The 15,440-nt window shown below is 69.9% G+C and carries 12 protein-coding genes; 8 read left to right on the top strand and 4 right to left on the bottom strand.

Annotation, left to right across the window (positions count from 1 at the left end; all coding sequences use genetic code 11):
* Positions 1-12: 12 nt before the first annotated feature.
* The gene (locus HLB44_RS28975) at positions 13-978 is read left to right on the top strand and encodes a tripartite tricarboxylate transporter substrate binding protein (protein ID WP_173131418.1); all 966 of its coding nucleotides are present in this window, start codon (positions 13-15) and stop codon (positions 976-978) included.
* A 9-nt stretch (positions 979-987) separates the two neighbouring features.
* Complete coding sequence (mdeB, locus tag HLB44_RS28970; protein WP_173131415.1) at positions 988-3,600, top strand: alpha-ketoglutarate dehydrogenase; 2,613 nt, start codon at positions 988-990, stop codon at positions 3,598-3,600.
* A gap of 22 nt (positions 3,601-3,622) precedes the next feature.
* Here the strand turns inward: mdeB and HLB44_RS28965 are convergent, their stop codons facing one another.
* Complete coding sequence (locus tag HLB44_RS28965; RefSeq protein ID WP_173131410.1) at positions 3,623-4,423, bottom strand: helix-turn-helix transcriptional regulator; 801 nt, start codon at positions 4,421-4,423, stop codon at positions 3,623-3,625.
* 376 nt (positions 4,424-4,799) lie between these two features.
* Between HLB44_RS28965 and HLB44_RS28960 the strand changes: the two genes are divergently transcribed.
* Complete coding sequence (locus HLB44_RS28960; protein ID WP_173131407.1) at positions 4,800-5,756, top strand: hypothetical protein; 957 nt, start codon at positions 4,800-4,802, stop codon at positions 5,754-5,756.
* Positions 5,757-5,840: 84 nt separating this feature from the next.
* On the top strand, positions 5,841-6,899 hold the full coding sequence (locus HLB44_RS28955; RefSeq protein WP_173131404.1) for an AI-2E family transporter: 1,059 nt from the start codon (positions 5,841-5,843) through the stop codon (positions 6,897-6,899).
* 19 nt (positions 6,900-6,918) lie between these two features.
* Here HLB44_RS28955 and HLB44_RS28950 read toward each other — a convergent pair whose 3' ends face one another.
* From HLB44_RS28950 to HLB44_RS28940, 3 genes are read right to left on the bottom strand one after another with little or no spacing between them, the layout of a single operon-like run.
* On the bottom strand, positions 6,919-7,128 hold the full coding sequence (locus HLB44_RS28950; RefSeq protein ID WP_173131401.1) for a YgaP family membrane protein: 210 nt from the start codon (positions 7,126-7,128) through the stop codon (positions 6,919-6,921).
* Positions 7,125-10,424 (bottom strand): efflux RND transporter permease subunit, encoded by a 3,300-nt coding sequence (locus HLB44_RS28945; RefSeq protein WP_173131386.1) that lies wholly within the window; start codon positions 10,422-10,424, stop codon positions 7,125-7,127. Before HLB44_RS28945 ends, HLB44_RS28950 begins: the two co-directional genes overlap by 4 nt.
* A 13-nt stretch (positions 10,425-10,437) precedes the next feature.
* On the bottom strand, positions 10,438-11,499 hold the full coding sequence (locus tag HLB44_RS28940) for an efflux RND transporter periplasmic adaptor subunit (protein WP_173131383.1): 1,062 nt from the start codon (positions 11,497-11,499) through the stop codon (positions 10,438-10,440).
* Positions 11,500-11,666: 167 nt separating this feature from the next.
* On the opposite strand from HLB44_RS28940, the gene HLB44_RS28935 reads away from it, so the two are divergent.
* The 4 genes from HLB44_RS28935 to HLB44_RS28920 all read left to right on the top strand — a co-directional run bounded on the left by HLB44_RS28935 (position 11,667) and on the right by HLB44_RS28920 (position 15,439).
* A complete protein-coding gene (locus tag HLB44_RS28935) occupies positions 11,667-12,038 on the top strand; it encodes an ArsR/SmtB family transcription factor (RefSeq protein WP_173131380.1) in 372 nt (123 codons plus the stop codon).
* A gap of 320 nt (positions 12,039-12,358) precedes the next feature.
* Complete coding sequence (locus HLB44_RS28930) at positions 12,359-14,638, top strand: nitric-oxide reductase large subunit (protein WP_173131377.1); 2,280 nt, start codon at positions 12,359-12,361, stop codon at positions 14,636-14,638.
* A 16-nt stretch (positions 14,639-14,654) separates the two neighbouring features.
* Positions 14,655-15,098: an Rrf2 family transcriptional regulator gene (locus HLB44_RS28925; protein WP_173131374.1), complete on the top strand. Its 444-nt coding sequence runs from the start codon at positions 14,655-14,657 to the stop codon at positions 15,096-15,098.
* A complete protein-coding gene (locus tag HLB44_RS28920; RefSeq protein WP_173131371.1) occupies positions 15,095-15,439 on the top strand; it encodes a metal-sulfur cluster assembly factor in 345 nt (114 codons plus the stop codon). Before HLB44_RS28925 ends, HLB44_RS28920 begins: the two co-directional genes overlap by 4 nt.
* Position 15,440 lies beyond the last annotated feature (1 nt).

Genomic DNA, 15,440 nt, shown 5'->3' with positions numbered 1-15,440 from the left:
CAGGAACCGTCAATGCCGATCCGCCCGCTCCAGGCCTTGCTTATCGCCGGCTCATTGTTCGCTTTCAACGCTCAAGCCGCTTACCCCGACCGACCCATCCGCCTGATCGTGCCCTGGGCGGCCGGCGGCAGCACCGACGCCGTCGCCCGGGCCGTCGCGCAGCACATGAGCGAAACCATGGGCCAGAGCGTCGTGGTGGACAACCGCTCGGGCGGCTCCGGGCGCATCGGCACCGAGGCGGCTGCCCGGTCGGCACCCGATGGCCACACGATTGCCATCGTCGAATTGCCCCACGCGATCGCGCCCGCGGTGTTCATCAAGATGCCGTACGACCTGCTGCGCGACTTCACGCCGGTCTCGATGCTCGGCACGTCGCCACTGCTGCTGTTCGTCAACGCATCGCAATACCGCAGCGGTGGCATCCAGGAATTCCTCAAGGACGGACGGGCCAGCGCCACGCCGCTGCCGCTGGCGCACAGCGGCAACGGCACCGTCAGCCATCTCGCGGGCGAGCTGTTCGCCGCAGCGACGCGCGTGAAGATCAATCCCATTCCGTACCGCGGTTCTGCGCCAGCCCTGGTCGATGTCGCCGCGGGCCTGGTGTCGAGCCATTTCTCGACGCTGGCCAGCGGTGCGCCGCTGCTCGGCGCGGGAAAGATATCGGCGCTGATGGTGACGGGGCCATCCCGCGTCGCGGCGCTGCCCAACGTGCCCACCGCTTCGGAGGCCGGGATTCCCGGCATGGTGTTCAGCCAATGGTGGGCGCTGGTGGCACCGGCAACGACGCCGACCGAGATCGTTCAACGACTCAACCGCGAGGTGGCCGCAGCGCTGGCCCATCCGGCCACGCGCGAGCGACTCACCACGCTGGGCATCGAGGTGAGAGCATCGACCCCCGACGAGCTGCGCACGTTCATGCGCAGCGAAGTCACGCAGTGGGCTGACGTCGTGCGCAAGGCTGGAATCAATCCGGAGTGACGAAACCGAATGAACCCTGATCCGCTCGACGACACGCACGATGCCGATCCCGGCGAGACCGCCGAATGGCGCGATGCGTTCCAGGCGCTGATCGCCGCCCATGGCCCCCAGCGTGCTCGATGGATGCTCGATCAACTGGCGCGCCTCGCGCGGCAGCAACGCATCGGCTGGCAACCCGAGCTGGTGACGCCCTATGTGAACACGATCGCCGTCGAGGCCCAAGCGCCCTTTCCCGGCGACCTGGCGATCGAAGAGCGGCTGGCTTCGCTGATGCGGTGGAACGCGCTGGCCATGGTGGTCCGCGCCAACCACTCCTACGGTGAGCTCGGCGGCCACATCGCCAGCTACGCGAGCGCCGCCGATCTCTTCGAGACCGGCTTCAACCACTTCTTCCATGCGCGCTGCGCGCATCACGGCGGCGATCTCGTCTTCTTCCAGCCGCACAGCGCGCCCGGCGTGTACGCGCGCGCCTTCCTCGAAGGCCGGCTGAGCGAAGACGACCTGAAGCACTACCGGCAGGAACTGAGCGCCCCGTCCTTCAGCGAGGGCGAAGGCGCACGCGGCCTGAGCAGCTATCCGCATCCCTGGCTGATGCCGGACTTCTGGCAGTTTCCGACCGGCTCGATGGGCATCGGCCCGATCAGCTCGATCTACCACGCTCGCTTCATGCGCTATCTCACGGATCGCCGGCTGCTCGATTGCAGCGCGCGCAAGGTGTGGGGCGTGTTCGGCGATGGCGAGATGGACGAACCCGAGTCGATGAGCGCGCTGACGCTCGCCGCGCGCGAGAAGCTGGACAACCTGGTCTGGGTCGTGAACTGCAATCTGCAGCGCCTGGACGGGCCGGTTCGCGGCAACGGCCGCATCATCGACGAGCTCGAGCAACTCTTCGCCGGTGCCGGCTGGAACGTCGTCAAGCTGCTGTGGGGCAGCGACTGGGACGGCCTGTTCGCCCGCGACACCAGCGGCGCGTTGGTGCACGCGCTCGCCGACACCGTCGATGGCCAGATGCAGACCTTCGCCGCGAAGGACGGACGTTTCAATCGGGACAACTTCTTCGGCCGGAACGAAGCGCTGCGCCAACTCGTCCAGGGCATGACCGACGAGCAGATCGACCGCCTGAAGCGCGGCGGTCACGACATCGTGAAGATCCACGCCGCCTATGCCGCGGCCGCCGCTCACAGGGGACAGCCCACCGTGATCCTGGCCCACACGAAGAAGGGCTACGGCATGGGCGCGGGGCAAGGCAGGATGACCACGCACTCGCACAAGAAGTTCGAGGATGCCGACCTGATCGGCTTCCGCAATCGCTTCAATCTGCCGCTCAGCGACGAGGAGGCCACGTCGCTCACCTTCTTCAGGCCGGGCGACACCAGCCCGGAGATGCAGTACCTCCAGGCGCGGCGCCACGAACTCGGCGGCTCGATGCCGCGGCGAGCAGCGGACTGTGCCGTGGTGCCCAAGCCCGACATCGCCGCCTACGCGCAGTTCGCGCTGGCTGCCGACGGCAAGGAGATGAGCACGACGATGGCGTTCGTGCGCCTGCTCGGCGCACTGCTGAAGGACGCGGTGCTCGGTCCTCGCGTCGTGCCCATCGTCGCCGACGAGGCGCGCACCTTCGGCATGGCGAACCTGTTCAAGCAGGTCGGCATCTACTCGAGCGTCGGCCAGCGTTATGCGCCGGAGGACATCGACACGATCCTCAGCTACCGCGAGGCCACCGACGGCCAGATCCTCGAGGAAGGCATCAGCGAGGCCGGCGCCATCGCCAGCTGGACCGCGGCGGCCACCAGCTACAGCGTGCACGGGCTGGCCATGCTGCCGTTCTACATCTACTACTCGATGTTCGGCTTTCAACGCGTGGGCGACCAGATCTGGGCCGCCGCCGACCAGCGCGCGCGCGGCTTCCTCCTCGGCGCCACCTCGGGTCGCACGACGCTCGGCGGCGAGGGCCTGCAGCACCAGGACGGCACCAGCCATCTCGTGGCCGCGACGATCCCGAACTGCAAGGCCTACGACCCGGCGTTTGCCGGCGAGATGGCGGTGATCGTCGATGCCGGCATCCGGGAGATGATGGTCGAGCAGAAGGACGTCTTCTACTACGTCACGCTGATGAACGAGAACTACGCGCAGCCCAGCCTGCCGCCGGGCGTGACGGACGACGTGCTGCGCGGTTGTTATCGCCTTGGCGTGTTCCCGGCCGACAGTCGCACGCCGCAAGTCACGCTGCTGGGCTCGGGCGCAATCCTCACTGAGGTGGTGCGCGCTGCGCAGCAACTGGGGGCGCAGGGCATTGCGGCCGAAGTCTTCAGCGTCACGAGCTGGAGCGAGCTGGCGCGCGATGGCGCGGCATGCAGCGCTGCCGCGCAGCGCGGTGAACCGGTCACCGTGCCGTTCATCGCCAGACAGCTGGGCGCGGGCCATGCGCCCATCGTCGCGGCGACGGACTACGTGCGAGCCGTTGCGGAGAGCGTACGCGCCTGGTTGCCCGAAGGCCGGCGCTATCTGACGCTGGGGACCGATGGATTCGGGCGCAGCGATACGCGTGCGGCCCTGCGCAGCTTCTTCGAAGTCGATGCGTCGAGCATCGTGCGGGCTGCGCTGCACGTGCTCGGCGCTTGAGACCGGCCCATCGGCGCGCGGCTTACTCGCGCACCAGGGTGGCCGGCGCGATGCCGAACATGCGCCGGCAGGTTCGGCTCAGGTGCGCGGAGTCGGCGAAGCCGGCATGCTGCGCCGCCGCCGTCCACGATTGCCCGGCCATCGCGGCCGCCACCGCCGTCTCCACGCGTGCCCACAGCAGGTAGGCGCGAAACGAGATGCCGGTCTGCGCGACGAACAGGTGCCGGAAGCGGCTCGGCGACAGGTGGGCGACGGCGGCAGCATCGGCGAGTGACAACGGCGCATCGAGCCGCTGGCGCACCCACGCGATGCTGCGGCCGATGCGCGGATCGACGCTGCCCGGCGCGGGCGCCGGCCCGGCGAGCTCGGCAATGGCCTGCCTGGCCAGCGCCACCAGCGTCTCGTCGTGGGCGCGCTGCGCGTGCGCGTGGCGCAGCGGACGCACCAGTGCGTCGACGATGTCCCGAGGCAGGTCGGCGATGGCGGTCGAAGCGTGGCGCTGCAGCAGCACCCTGCCCGGCGCTGCCTCCGGCTCGACGAACAGGTGCACCACCGCGTGGCCGCAACCGTCGAACTGGTGCGCGTGGTGCGGCATCACGATGGCGCCGTGGTGCTCGTGCCAATCGGCCGCGTCGCCGCGCATGCGAAAGCTGGCATCGAGCGCCAGCGTGATCTGCACCGCGTGGTGCGCATGCCGCTCCACGCGCCCCGCCTGGCGGCCGATCCACAGGCTGCCGCCGCTCCACAGAAGCACGCGGCCGACGCCCGCCACAGGGCGACGCGACGCCGTGGCGCCGGTCTCGATCGGCGGGTGCATGTCCATGCGTCGTCTGCCCTTCGCGGCGAAGTCTATGAGAACAGCCGTTTCGTTCAAGTCGCGAACGGGCCGGATGACCAGAATTCAACTCACGGATCCGCCGGATTCGATGTTTCAACCCCTCAGGAGATCCTCATGAATGTTGCCGCCACCCCTTCGTGCCAATGCATCGACTGCCCCGGCGCCAGCTGCCGTTGCGGCTGCCAGCACGCGCAAACCGCGCCGCCGGCCGTGGCCGCGAGCCCGTCGTGCGCCTGCGGCCCGCGCTGCGGCTGCGACGCCGCGGAACAGGGCTGCCTGTGCGGTCCGCTGCAGTCCTGAGCACAACCGGCGCTGAAAGCGCCGCGTGCCTCCGCCCGCGCAACCCAAAAGTGCGCGAGCATTGCGCATGCAGAAGTCTCGGTTGCTCCTCTTGCCGCTGTGCCTGGTCGCGGCCTGGCCGCCGCCCGTGGCGGCGCAGTCGCCAACCGCCCCCGCCGCGACCGGGCCGGACGTGTTCGATGCCGCCCGCGACAGCGTCCGCTCCACCGCCGAGTGGCTGGCGCGCAGCGTGGACAGCTGGTTCGGCGACCGGCCTTTCGAGGAAGGCGGCAAGGTGACCGACGGCCGCGTGGTCCTGAACCTGCTGCATCGCCGCGACGAGGGCACCGAGTTCAGCCTGCGCTTCAACGCCCGGTTCCGGCTGCCGAACGTCGAGCGCAGCACGTATCTGTTCCTGGGCCGCGACGACGAGCGCGAACTGGTGACCGACACGCCCGCGGCCTTCACCCGGCAGGACCGGCTGCAATCCGAACGACGCGCGGAGCGCAGCTTCTTCGCCGGCCTGGGCTACGACTGGCGCGAGAACGTGGATTTCCGGCTCGGCCTGCGCGGCGGGCTCAAGCCCTATGCCCAGGCCCGCTTCCACCAGCGCTGGCCAGTGGGGCAGCGCGGACTGGTCGAATTTCGGGAGACGCTGTTCTGGACCCTGGCCGATCACCTCGGATCCACCACCGCGCTGTCCTACGAGCGACCGTTCTCGCGGACATTGGCGTTGCGCTGGTTGAGCGCCGCCACGATCACGCAGCGCAGCAAGGAATTCGACTGGTCCAGCGACCTCGGGCTGATCAAGGATTTCGGCTCGGAACGCCGGGGCTCGGTGGAGGGCATCGTCAACGGCCTCACCGGCTCGGGCGTGGCGGTGCGCGAATGGGGCGTGCAGACTCGCTGGCAGCAGCCCCTGCACCGCAGCTGGCTGCACGGCGAGCTGATCGTCGGCCGCTTCTGGGCCCGTCCGGATGCTGCCGCCCGGCGCCAGGCGGTGTGGGCGCTGGGCCTGGGCATGAAGATGCGGTTCTAGGCCGCGCGCGTTGGCGGCGTCCTGGCGATCGGGCCGGGCCGCGGAGGCGGTGGCCGGGAGGACGACTTGCTCCAGTGAACTTCGATGAAGCCATCCGACCCCAGCACCTCCGCCACCCGCGAGAACCGGACACTCTGGGTGCTGGTCATCGCCGTGTCCGTCGGTCTTGGATGGATCCTGCTGCCCTTCTACGGCGCCATCCTGTGGGCCGCGATCGTGGCGCTGCTGTTCGAACCCGTGCATCGTCGCCTGCTGGCCCGGCTCGGACGCCGCCGAACGCCGGCGGCGCTGGTGACACTGCTGCTGGCGCTGCTGATCGTGGTCATTCCGTCGGCCATCGTCGCAACGTCGCTGGCGCGCGAAGCGGCGGGAGTGGTCCAGCGCGTGCAGTCGGGCGAGGTGAATGTCGCTGCCTCGCTGCGCGGCGCATTCGAGGCGCTGCCGGCGTGGATGACAGCGCTGCTCGATCGCGTCGGGCTCGCCGACTTCGATGCCCTGCAGCAGCGCTTGACCACTGCATTGACGCAGGCGAGCCGCTTCCTCGCGACCCAGGCGCTGAACATCGGGCAGGACACTTTCGAATTCGTCGTCGGCCTGTTCGTCATGCTGTACCTCGCCTTCTTCCTGATCCGCGACGGCGAGGACATCGTGCGTACGCTGAGGGACGCGGTCCCGCTCGCACCAGCCCACAAGCAGGAGCTACTGGACACCTTCAGCGCCGTCGTGCGCGCGACGGTCAAGGGCACCCTGGTCGTCGCGGCCGTTCAGGGCGCACTGGGCGGCATCGCCTTCTGGTACCTCGATGTGCACGGTGCCCTGCTGTGGGCCGTGCTGATGGCCTTCCTGTCGCTGCTGCCCGCCGTCGGCCCCGCGCTGGTGTGGCTGCCGGTCGCCGGCTACCTGCTCCTGACGGGGGCCCTCTGGCAGGGCGTCGGGCTGATCGCCTACGGCGTGCTGGTGATAGGCGTCGTGGACAACCTGCTGCGGCCGGTGCTCATCGGCAAGGACACCCGGATGCCCGACTACCTGGTGATGATCACGACACTCGGCGGCATGGCGCTGCTCGGCATCAACGGCTTCGTCGTGGGGCCGGCCGTCGCGGCCATGTTCATCGCCGTCTGGCACCTGCTGCGCAAGCAGTGACGATGGCATCGGTCCACCGTCAGCAGCCGGCTCGAACGCCGAGCTTGCGCAGGATGATCTCCAGCGGGCACCAGCGGGTGAGCGCGCTCTGCAGCAGGTTGGCGCCGACGAAGGCGGTGAACGCCAGCCACCAGGGGCTCACGAAGAGCGGGCTGCCCGGCACGCCGAGCGCGAGCGAGACGAGGATGAACGTGCCTGCGAACAGGCGAACGATTTGCCAGGAAGTCATGTGGGGGCTCCTTCAGGGGTGGACACGGCGGGCACGTCCGCCGGGGCCCGGCGGTACGCGACGAAATAGAGCAGCGGGATCACCACCAGCGTCAGCACCGTGCTGACCAGGATGCCGAAGATCAGCGAGACGCCCAAGCCGTTGAAGATCGGGTCGTCGAGGATGAACAAGGCGCCCAGCATCGCGGCCAGGCCGGTCAGCGCGATGGGCTGCGCGCGCGTGGCGGCCGATCGCACCACCGCGTCCTTCAGCGCCACGCCCTGCGCGCGCTGCAGGCCGATGAAGTCGACCAGCAGGATCGAGTTGCGCACGATGATGCCGGCCAGTGCGATCATGCCGATCATGCTGGTGGCGGTGAACTGCGCGCCCAGCAGCGCGTGGCCCGGCATCACGCCGACGATGGTCAGCGGGATCGGCGCCATGATGATCAGCGGCGTCAGGTACGAACCGAACTGCGCCACCACCAGCAGGTAGATCAGGATCAGCCCGACCGCGTAGGCCGCGCCCATGTCGCGGAAGGTCTCGTAGGTGATCTGCCACTCGCCGTCCCACTTGATGGCGTAGCCGCGCCAGGCATCGTCGGGCTGGCGGATGAAGTACTCGGCCAGGCGGCCGCCGTCCGGCGTCGCGATGGCCTGCAGCGCGCCGCGCATCCTGAACATGCCGTACAGCGGGCTGTCCAGCGCGCCGGCCATGTCGGCGACGACGAAGTTCACCGGTAGCAGGTCCTTGTGGTGCACCGGCTGCTCGCGCTGCGTGTCGCTCACCGTGACCAGCTCGCGGATCGGTACCAGCTGGCCGGCCGCGCCGCGCACTGCCAGCTGCAGCAGCAGGTCCAGCTCGCCCTGCGCCGCGGCGGGCAGCTGCAGCAGGGCCGCCGCCGGGTACTTGCTTTGATCGTGCAGCCAGGCCGCGGCCTCGCCGGCCAGCCCCGCGCGCAGCGTGCTGACGATGGCGCTCTGCGGCACGCCCAGCATCGCCGCCTTGCGGCGGTCCACCAGCAGCAGCTTGCGCGGCGCGGCGGCGATGCTGCTGTCGTCGACGTCGACGATGCCGGGTGTCTTCTCGAACACCGCGCGCACCGCCTGGGCGACCTGGCGCCGCCCATCGGCGTCGGGGCCGTAGACCTCGGCGACGATCGGCGCCAGCACCGGCGGGCCCGGCGGCACTTCCACCACTTTCACGTTCGCGCCGAAGCGCCGGCCGATCTTCTGCAGCTGCGGGCGCAGGCGCATCGCGATGGCGTGGCTCTGCTCGCTGCGCGCGTGCTTGTCGACCAGGTTCACCTGCAGGTCGCCGACCTCGCCGCCCGAGCGCAGGTAGTACTGCCGCACCAGGCCGTTGAAGTTGATGGGCGCGGCGGTGCCGGCGTAGGCCTGGTAGTCGGTCACCTCGGGCTGACGCGCGAGGTGAGCGGCCAGCTCGCGCAGCACCGCGGCTGTCTGCTCCACCGGCGTGCCGGCCGGCATGTCGACGATGACCTGCAGCTCCGACTTGTTGTCGAAGGGCAGCATCTTCAGCACCACCAGGCCGAGTGCCGGCAGCGCCAGCGACACGGCGATCAGCGCGGCCACGCCGGCGCCCAGCAGGGCGCGGTTGCGCGCGCCGCGGCGCTCGTCCAGCAGCGGGCGGAACACCGCCGCGAAGAGCGGGCCGAGGCGGGCCGCCAGACCGTGATGTGCGACGGGCTGCTGCGCACCGGGCGCAGCGGCGGCGTGCGCCCCCGTCTTCGTGTCGTGGCGCCCTGCGGGCGCGTGCTTCATCCACAGCCGCGCCAGCCACGGCGTGACGATGAAGGCGATGGCCAGCGACAGCAGCATGCCCATGCTGGCGTTGATCGGGATCGGGCTCATGTAGGGCCCCATCAGCCCGGAGACGAAGGCCATCGGCAGCAGCGCGGCGATCACCGTCAAGGTGGCCAGGATGGTCGGGCCGCCGACCTCGTCGACCGCGCCGGGGATCAGCTGGGCCAGCGTGCGGTCCGGATGCAGCGCCTGGTGGCGGTGGATGTTCTCCACCACCACGATCGCGTCGTCCACCAGGATGCCGATCGAGAAGATCAGCGCGAACAGCGACACCCGGTTGAGCGTGAAGCCCCAGGCCCAGGAGGCAAACAGCGTCACGGTGAGCGTCAGGATCACGGCCGCGCCGACGATCGCGGCCTCGCGGCGGCCGAGCGCGACGAAGACCAGCGCCACCACCGAGGCGGTGGCGAACAGCAGCTTCTGGATCAGCTTGCGCGCCTTGTCGTTGGCGGTGGCGCCGTAGTTGCGCGTCTCGGCCACCTCGACGCCGTGCGGGATCACGGTGTTGCGCAGTCCCGCGATGCGGCGCATCACCGCGTCGGCGACATCGATGGCGTTCTCGCCCGGCTTCTTGGTGATCGCCAGCGTGACTGCCGGAAACTCGCCGCCCTTGTCCTCGCCCTTCGCGCCGGCGATGCCGTGCCACACGTAGCGCTGCGCGGGCAGCGCACCATCGCGCACGGTGGCCACGTCCTGCAGGAACACCGGCTTGCCGGCATGCACGCCGACCACCAGCTCGCCCACCTCGCGCGCATCGCGCAGGAAGGGCCCGGCTTCCAGCGCCACCGAGCGGTTGCCGCCCAGCAGCTCGCCCACCGGCATGCCGAGATTGGCCGACTGCAGCGCGTTGCGCAGATCGGCCACGGTGGTGCCGGCGCCGGCCAGGCGGGCGGGATCGATCTCGATCAGCACCGCGCGGCCCGGGCCGCCGAGGGTCGCCACCTCGCGCGTGCCGGGCACGCGCTTCAGGTCGGCCTCCACGCTGTGGGCCACCCGCTCCAGGTCGAAGGCGCCGCTGGCCTCGTTCTTCGTGAAGAGCGTGAGCGTGACGATGGGCACGTCATCGATGCCCTTGGGCTTGATCAGCGGCTCGCCCACGCCCAAGCCACGCGGCAGCCAGTCGGCATTGGCATTGACGGTGTCGTACAACCGCACCAGGGCCTCGGTGCGCGGAACGCCGACCTTGAACTGCACCGTGATCACGGCCAATCCCGGGCGCGAGACCGACATCACGTGCTCGATGCCGGCGATCTGCGACAGCACCTGCTCGGCCGGCGTGGCCACCATCTGCTCCACGTCGCGTACCGACGCGCCGGGGAACGGGATCATCACGTTGGCCATGGTCACGTTGATCTGCGGCTCTTCCTCGCGCGGCGTGACCATCACCGCGAAGGCGCCGAGCAGCAGCGCCACCAGCGCCAGCAGCGGCGTGATCTGCGCCGACTGGAAGAACGCGGCGATGCGGCCGGAGATGCCCAGGGACGTGTTCATGCCGGGCGTCCCTTCAAGGCAGGCGGGCGGCCGCCTGCGGCTCGAGCACCACCTGCTCGCCGGCCGACACGCCGGCCAGCACCTCCACCCCATCGCCCTGGATGCGGCCGAGCCGCACCTGGCGCAGCAGCGGCCGCCCCTCGTTGCCGATGACGTAGACGGCAGTGAGCTCGGCGCGGCGCACCACCGCGCGCGCCGGCACGTAGAGCCGCGCCTCGGCGCCGCCTGCCACCGGCAGCCACGCGCGGGCGAACAGGCCGGGCGTGGCGCCGCGCAGGCCGGCGGGCAGGTCCAGCCGCAGCTCGAGCGTGTGCGTGGCGGGGTCCACCGTCGGCAGCAGCTGCGTCTTCAGCGGCGTGATGCGCCCGGCGGCCAGGCCGGGCAGCTCCACCTGCAGCGGCTGCCCCGGCGCCAGGCGCGCCGCCACCCTCTGCGGCACGGCGACGCTGACGCGCAAGAGACGCGGGTCGTGCAGCGTGAGCAGCGCGCGGCCGGGCATCGCCATGTCGCCCAGCACCACCGCCACATCCGACACCACGCCGTCGTAGGGTGCCTTCACCACGTAGAAGCCCGACTGCGTGCGCGCGGCGCCGGCGGCGGCCAGCTGCGCGGAGGCCTGCGCCTGCGTCGCCTTGTATTGCGCCTCGGCGCGGTCCAGCGCCGCCCGGCTGATGTAGTTCTGCTGGAACAGCTGCTGCTGCCGCTCGAAGTCCTTGCTGGCCGCGTCCTGCGCGGCGCGGGCGGCCTGCACCTGTGCCGCGCCGGCGGCGGCGGTCTGCTCGGCCGCGCGCGCATCCAGCCGCAGCAGCACCTGGCCGGCACGCACCGCGTCGCCCGCCTTCACGTCCAGCGCCACGACGGCGCCGGGCACCTGCGCCGCCACCACGGTCTGGCGAACGGCCTGCACCACGCCATCGAAGCCGCTGACGTCCGCGGCGCCGCTGGACGTGACCGGCGCGGTCGGCAGCGCGGGCGTTGGCGCGGTGGGTGGCGCCGGCGGGCTGCCGGCCGACGCGCCCAGCGCCAGCGCCAGCCACACGGCGCCCAGGAGGGTTCGGCTTGCATCGAATGCCATGGCGTTTGCGGAAGGGTGGTGGTGAAGGAGGCGGATGGGGTCGGGCTTGACGTGTATTATTAGCTACGTAGTTAAATAGTCAAGTACGTATTTAGTCAAACCATCGGAGCAGCATGCGGCGCTGAGGCATCATGTCGGTTCGACAACCACCCCCGCTCGGCATCAGCATGGAAGGTTTGCCCCCCGAGGCCCTGGAACAGGTGGCGGCGTATTTCCAGGCGCTGTCGGAGCCGACGCGCCTGCAGATCCTGAACCTGCTGCGCAGCGGCGAACGCAGCGTCGGCGAGCTGGCGCAGCTGTGCGGCTACACCTCGGCCAACATCTCGCGCCACCTGGCGTTCCTGACGCAGCAGGGACTGGTGGAGCGCGAAAGCCGCGGCACCAGCGGCTACTACCGCATCGTCGACCCGAACGTCTACGCGCTGTGCGACCTGGTGTGCGGCAACATCGCGCGCCAGCTCGAACGCCGCGCCAGCGGCCGCGCGGTGTTCGCCCGCACGGCGCCGGCAGCGCCCAAGGCCAGGGCGCGCCGGACCTGACGGCGCCGATCGATTCGCGTCAACCGAAGCAGCGCTCCTCCCGCGTGCGCGCCTTCGGCGTCGCGAAGGCGCGGCTGCTCGAAGCAGCCTGCGCCGCTGGCAAGATCTGCCCCCTCTTTGACGTGGCGCAAGCTCGCGCCAGGGGGCGCTCCCTACGATAGATGCATCTCGAATGCACCTTCGATAACGGAGCGAACCATGAGCGTGAGTGTTCCCATCGCGGCGACGGTTGATGTGCGGCCAGTTGCACCGCGCGACCGCCACCTGCGGCGGCGCTTGATACGCGCAACGACTCACTCCAACGTTCAACAGGACCAGACATGAAGAGCACCAGCAGGCTGTGGCGATGGCTCGGCCTCATCTGCGTTCTCTCGTTCGGGGCACTCGGGTACCTCGGATGGGAGATCTATCTATCGGCGCCGCCGATCCCGAAGGCCGTCGTGTCGACGGACGGCGACGTCCTCTTCACCGGCGAGCAGGTCCAGCTGGGCCAGCAGGCCTGGTTGTCCGCGGGCGGCCAGCAGCTCGGCACGGTGTGGGGACACGGCAGCTACGTGGCCCCCGACTGGTCGGCCGACTGGCTGCACCGCGAGGCGGTCGCGCTGCAGGCCATTCGCGCTGCCGAACAGCCGCGCGGCGGCAGCCTGTCCGAAGCGGACCGGGCGGCCGTGAACGCCCGCGTGCGCGACGAGATGCGCCGCAACACCTACGACGACATCGACGGCACCGTGAAGGTGTCCGCCGAGCGCGCACGGGCGATCAGGCAGGTCGCCGCGCACTACGAAAGCCTGTTCGGCAGCGACCCCGCGCTCGCCAAGCTGCGCGAGCAGTACGCGATGACCGACGGCGCGCTGCCCGACCCCGCCGAGCGCCGGGCCCTGGCCGCGTTCTTCTTCTGGTCGGCCTGGGCGGCGGTGACGAACCGGCCCGGGGAAACGGATCTCTCGTACACCAGCAACTGGCCGCACGAGCCGCTGGTCGGCAATACGCTGTCGACGTCGGCGGCGATGTGGTCGATGGCCAGCATCATCCTGCTGCTGGCCGGCATCGCCGCGATGCTGTGGCTGCAGGGCCGCGGCGAGCACGAGGAAGAAGCGCAGGTGCCGAAGGCCGATCCGCTGGCGGGCGCGAAGGCGACACCGTCGATGAAGGCCACGCGCAAGTACTTCTTCGCCGTCATCGGGCTGATGCTGCTGCAGATCGCGATGGGCGTCATCACCGCGCATTACGCGGTCGAGGGCCAGTCGTTCTTCGGCCTGCCGCTGGCCGAGGTGCTGCCGTACGTCACGAGCCGCACCATCCACACGCAGGTCGGCATCTTCTGGATCGCCACCGCGTGGCTCGCCACCGGCCTCTATGTCGCGCCGCTGCTGTCGGGCAAGGAGCCGAAGCTGCAGAAGCTCGGCGTCGATGCGCTGTTCTGGGCGCTGATCGTCGTCGTGCTGGGCTCGACCATCACCGGCTGGCTCGGCACGCTGCAGCACCGCGGCATTCACTTCGCCTTCTGGCTCGGCAACCAGGGCCTCGAGTTCACCAGCATGGGCCGCGTCTGGCAGCTGCTGCTGTTCGCCGGCCTGCTGTTCTGGGTCTTCCTGCTCGGCCGCGCACTTTGGCCGGCATTGAAGAAGCCTTCGGAGACGCGCGGCCTGATCGCGATGGTCTTCCTGTCGGCCAGCTGCATCGGCGGCTTCTATGCCACGTCGCTCACCTGGGGCCAGCACACGCACTACTCGATGATCGAGTACTGGCGCTGGTGGCTGGTGCACCTGTGGGTGGAAGGCTTCTTCGAGGTCTTCGCCACCGCCGTGGTCGCGCTGATCTTCACCAACCTCGGCCTCGTGCGCGCGGCGAGCGCGAACCGCGCGATCGTCGCCGAGACCATCGTGTTCCTGTTCGGCGGCATCCTCGGCACGCTGCACCACCTGTACTGGACCGGCACGCCGACCTCGGTGATCGCGGTGGGCTCGGTGTTCTCGGCGCTCGAGGTCGTGCCGCTGACGCTGATCGGCCTGGAGGCGCTGCAGACCTGGCGCCGGTCGCGCAACGTGGCGTGGCTCGGCGCGTACAAGTGGGTCATCCTGTCGTTCGTCGCGGTCGGCTTCTGGAACACGGTGGGCGCGGGCCTGCTCGGCTTCGCGATCAACCCGCCGGCGTCGCTTTACTACGTGCAAGGCCTGAACATGACGGCGGCCCACGGCCACGCGGCGCTGTTCGGCGTCTACGGCATGCTGGGCATCGGCCTGATGCTGTTCTGCCTGCGCGGGCTGTACGAACGAAACCTGCATGCGGACAAGTTCCTGACGCCCGCGTTCTGGAGCCTGAACATTGGCCTCGCGATGATGGTCTTCATGTCGCTGCTGCCGGCCGGCATCTACCAGGCCTGGGCCAGCCTCTCGAAGGGCCTGTGGTACGCGCGCTCGCCGGAGATCATGCATTCGCCGGTGATGGAAACGCTGGTGTGGCTGCGCGTGCCCGGCGACATCGTGTTCGCCGTCGGCAGCGTGTTCCTGGCGCTGTACGCGCTGAAGCTGCTGCGCCGCGGCGCGGTGGCGCGGCAGCCCGCGCTCGGCGCGGTGGCCAGTACCGCATTCAAGCATTGACCCGGATGCCACCGCCATGAAGCTGACCGCATTCACCGACTACAGCCTGCGCGTGCTCATCTTCCTGGCGGCCGAACCCGGCCGGCGCGCGACGATCGCCGAGATTGCCGCCGCCTTCGACATGTCGGAGAACCACCTGACGAAGATCGTCCACTTCCTCGGCAAACAAGGCTGGTTGACGACGATCCGAGGCAAAGGCGGCGGCATGGCGCTCGCGCGGCCGAGCGACGCGGTGTCGATCGGCCAGGTCGTGCGCGACACCGAAGGCGCCGCGCTGCCGGCCGAATGCTTCGAGGCCGGCGGCGGCCATTGCGCGATCGCCGGCTGCTGCCGCCTGCGCGGCGTGCTGGCCGACGCCGTGCAGGCCTTCTACGCCACGCTCGACCGCTGCACGCTGGCCGACCTGGTGCGCGATCAGCCGTCGCTCGTCAGCGTGCTGAACATCGGCAGACCACGATGAACGACCGGACTTCCGCATCGCCGTACCCCTACATCGGACCCGCGCTGATGCGCATGCCGATCGAGCAGGCCCTGATGCGCGTGGTCGACCCGGAAGTGGCACTGTCGATCGTCGACGTCGGCCTCGTCTACGGCGTCACCGTCGCGGACGGCCGGCTCCATGCGGTGATCACGATGACCTCGGCCGCTTGCCCGGTGACGGACCTGATCCTCGAGGACGTCGAGACGGCGCTCGACCGGGTGGCACCCGAAGGTTTCGAGATTGCCGTCGAGCTGGTCTGGGAGCCCGCCTGGAGCCCCGACCGCATGAGCCCGCGCGCCAAGGCCTTCATGGGCTGGTAAC

This window comes from Pseudaquabacterium terrae (genome assembly GCF_013266755.1).
GTDB classification, from domain to species: Bacteria; Pseudomonadota; Gammaproteobacteria; order Burkholderiales; family Burkholderiaceae_C; genus Pseudaquabacterium; species Pseudaquabacterium terrae.
Note: the sequence above shows the minus strand (reverse complement) of the source record. Positions and strands in the feature narration are given on the sequence as shown.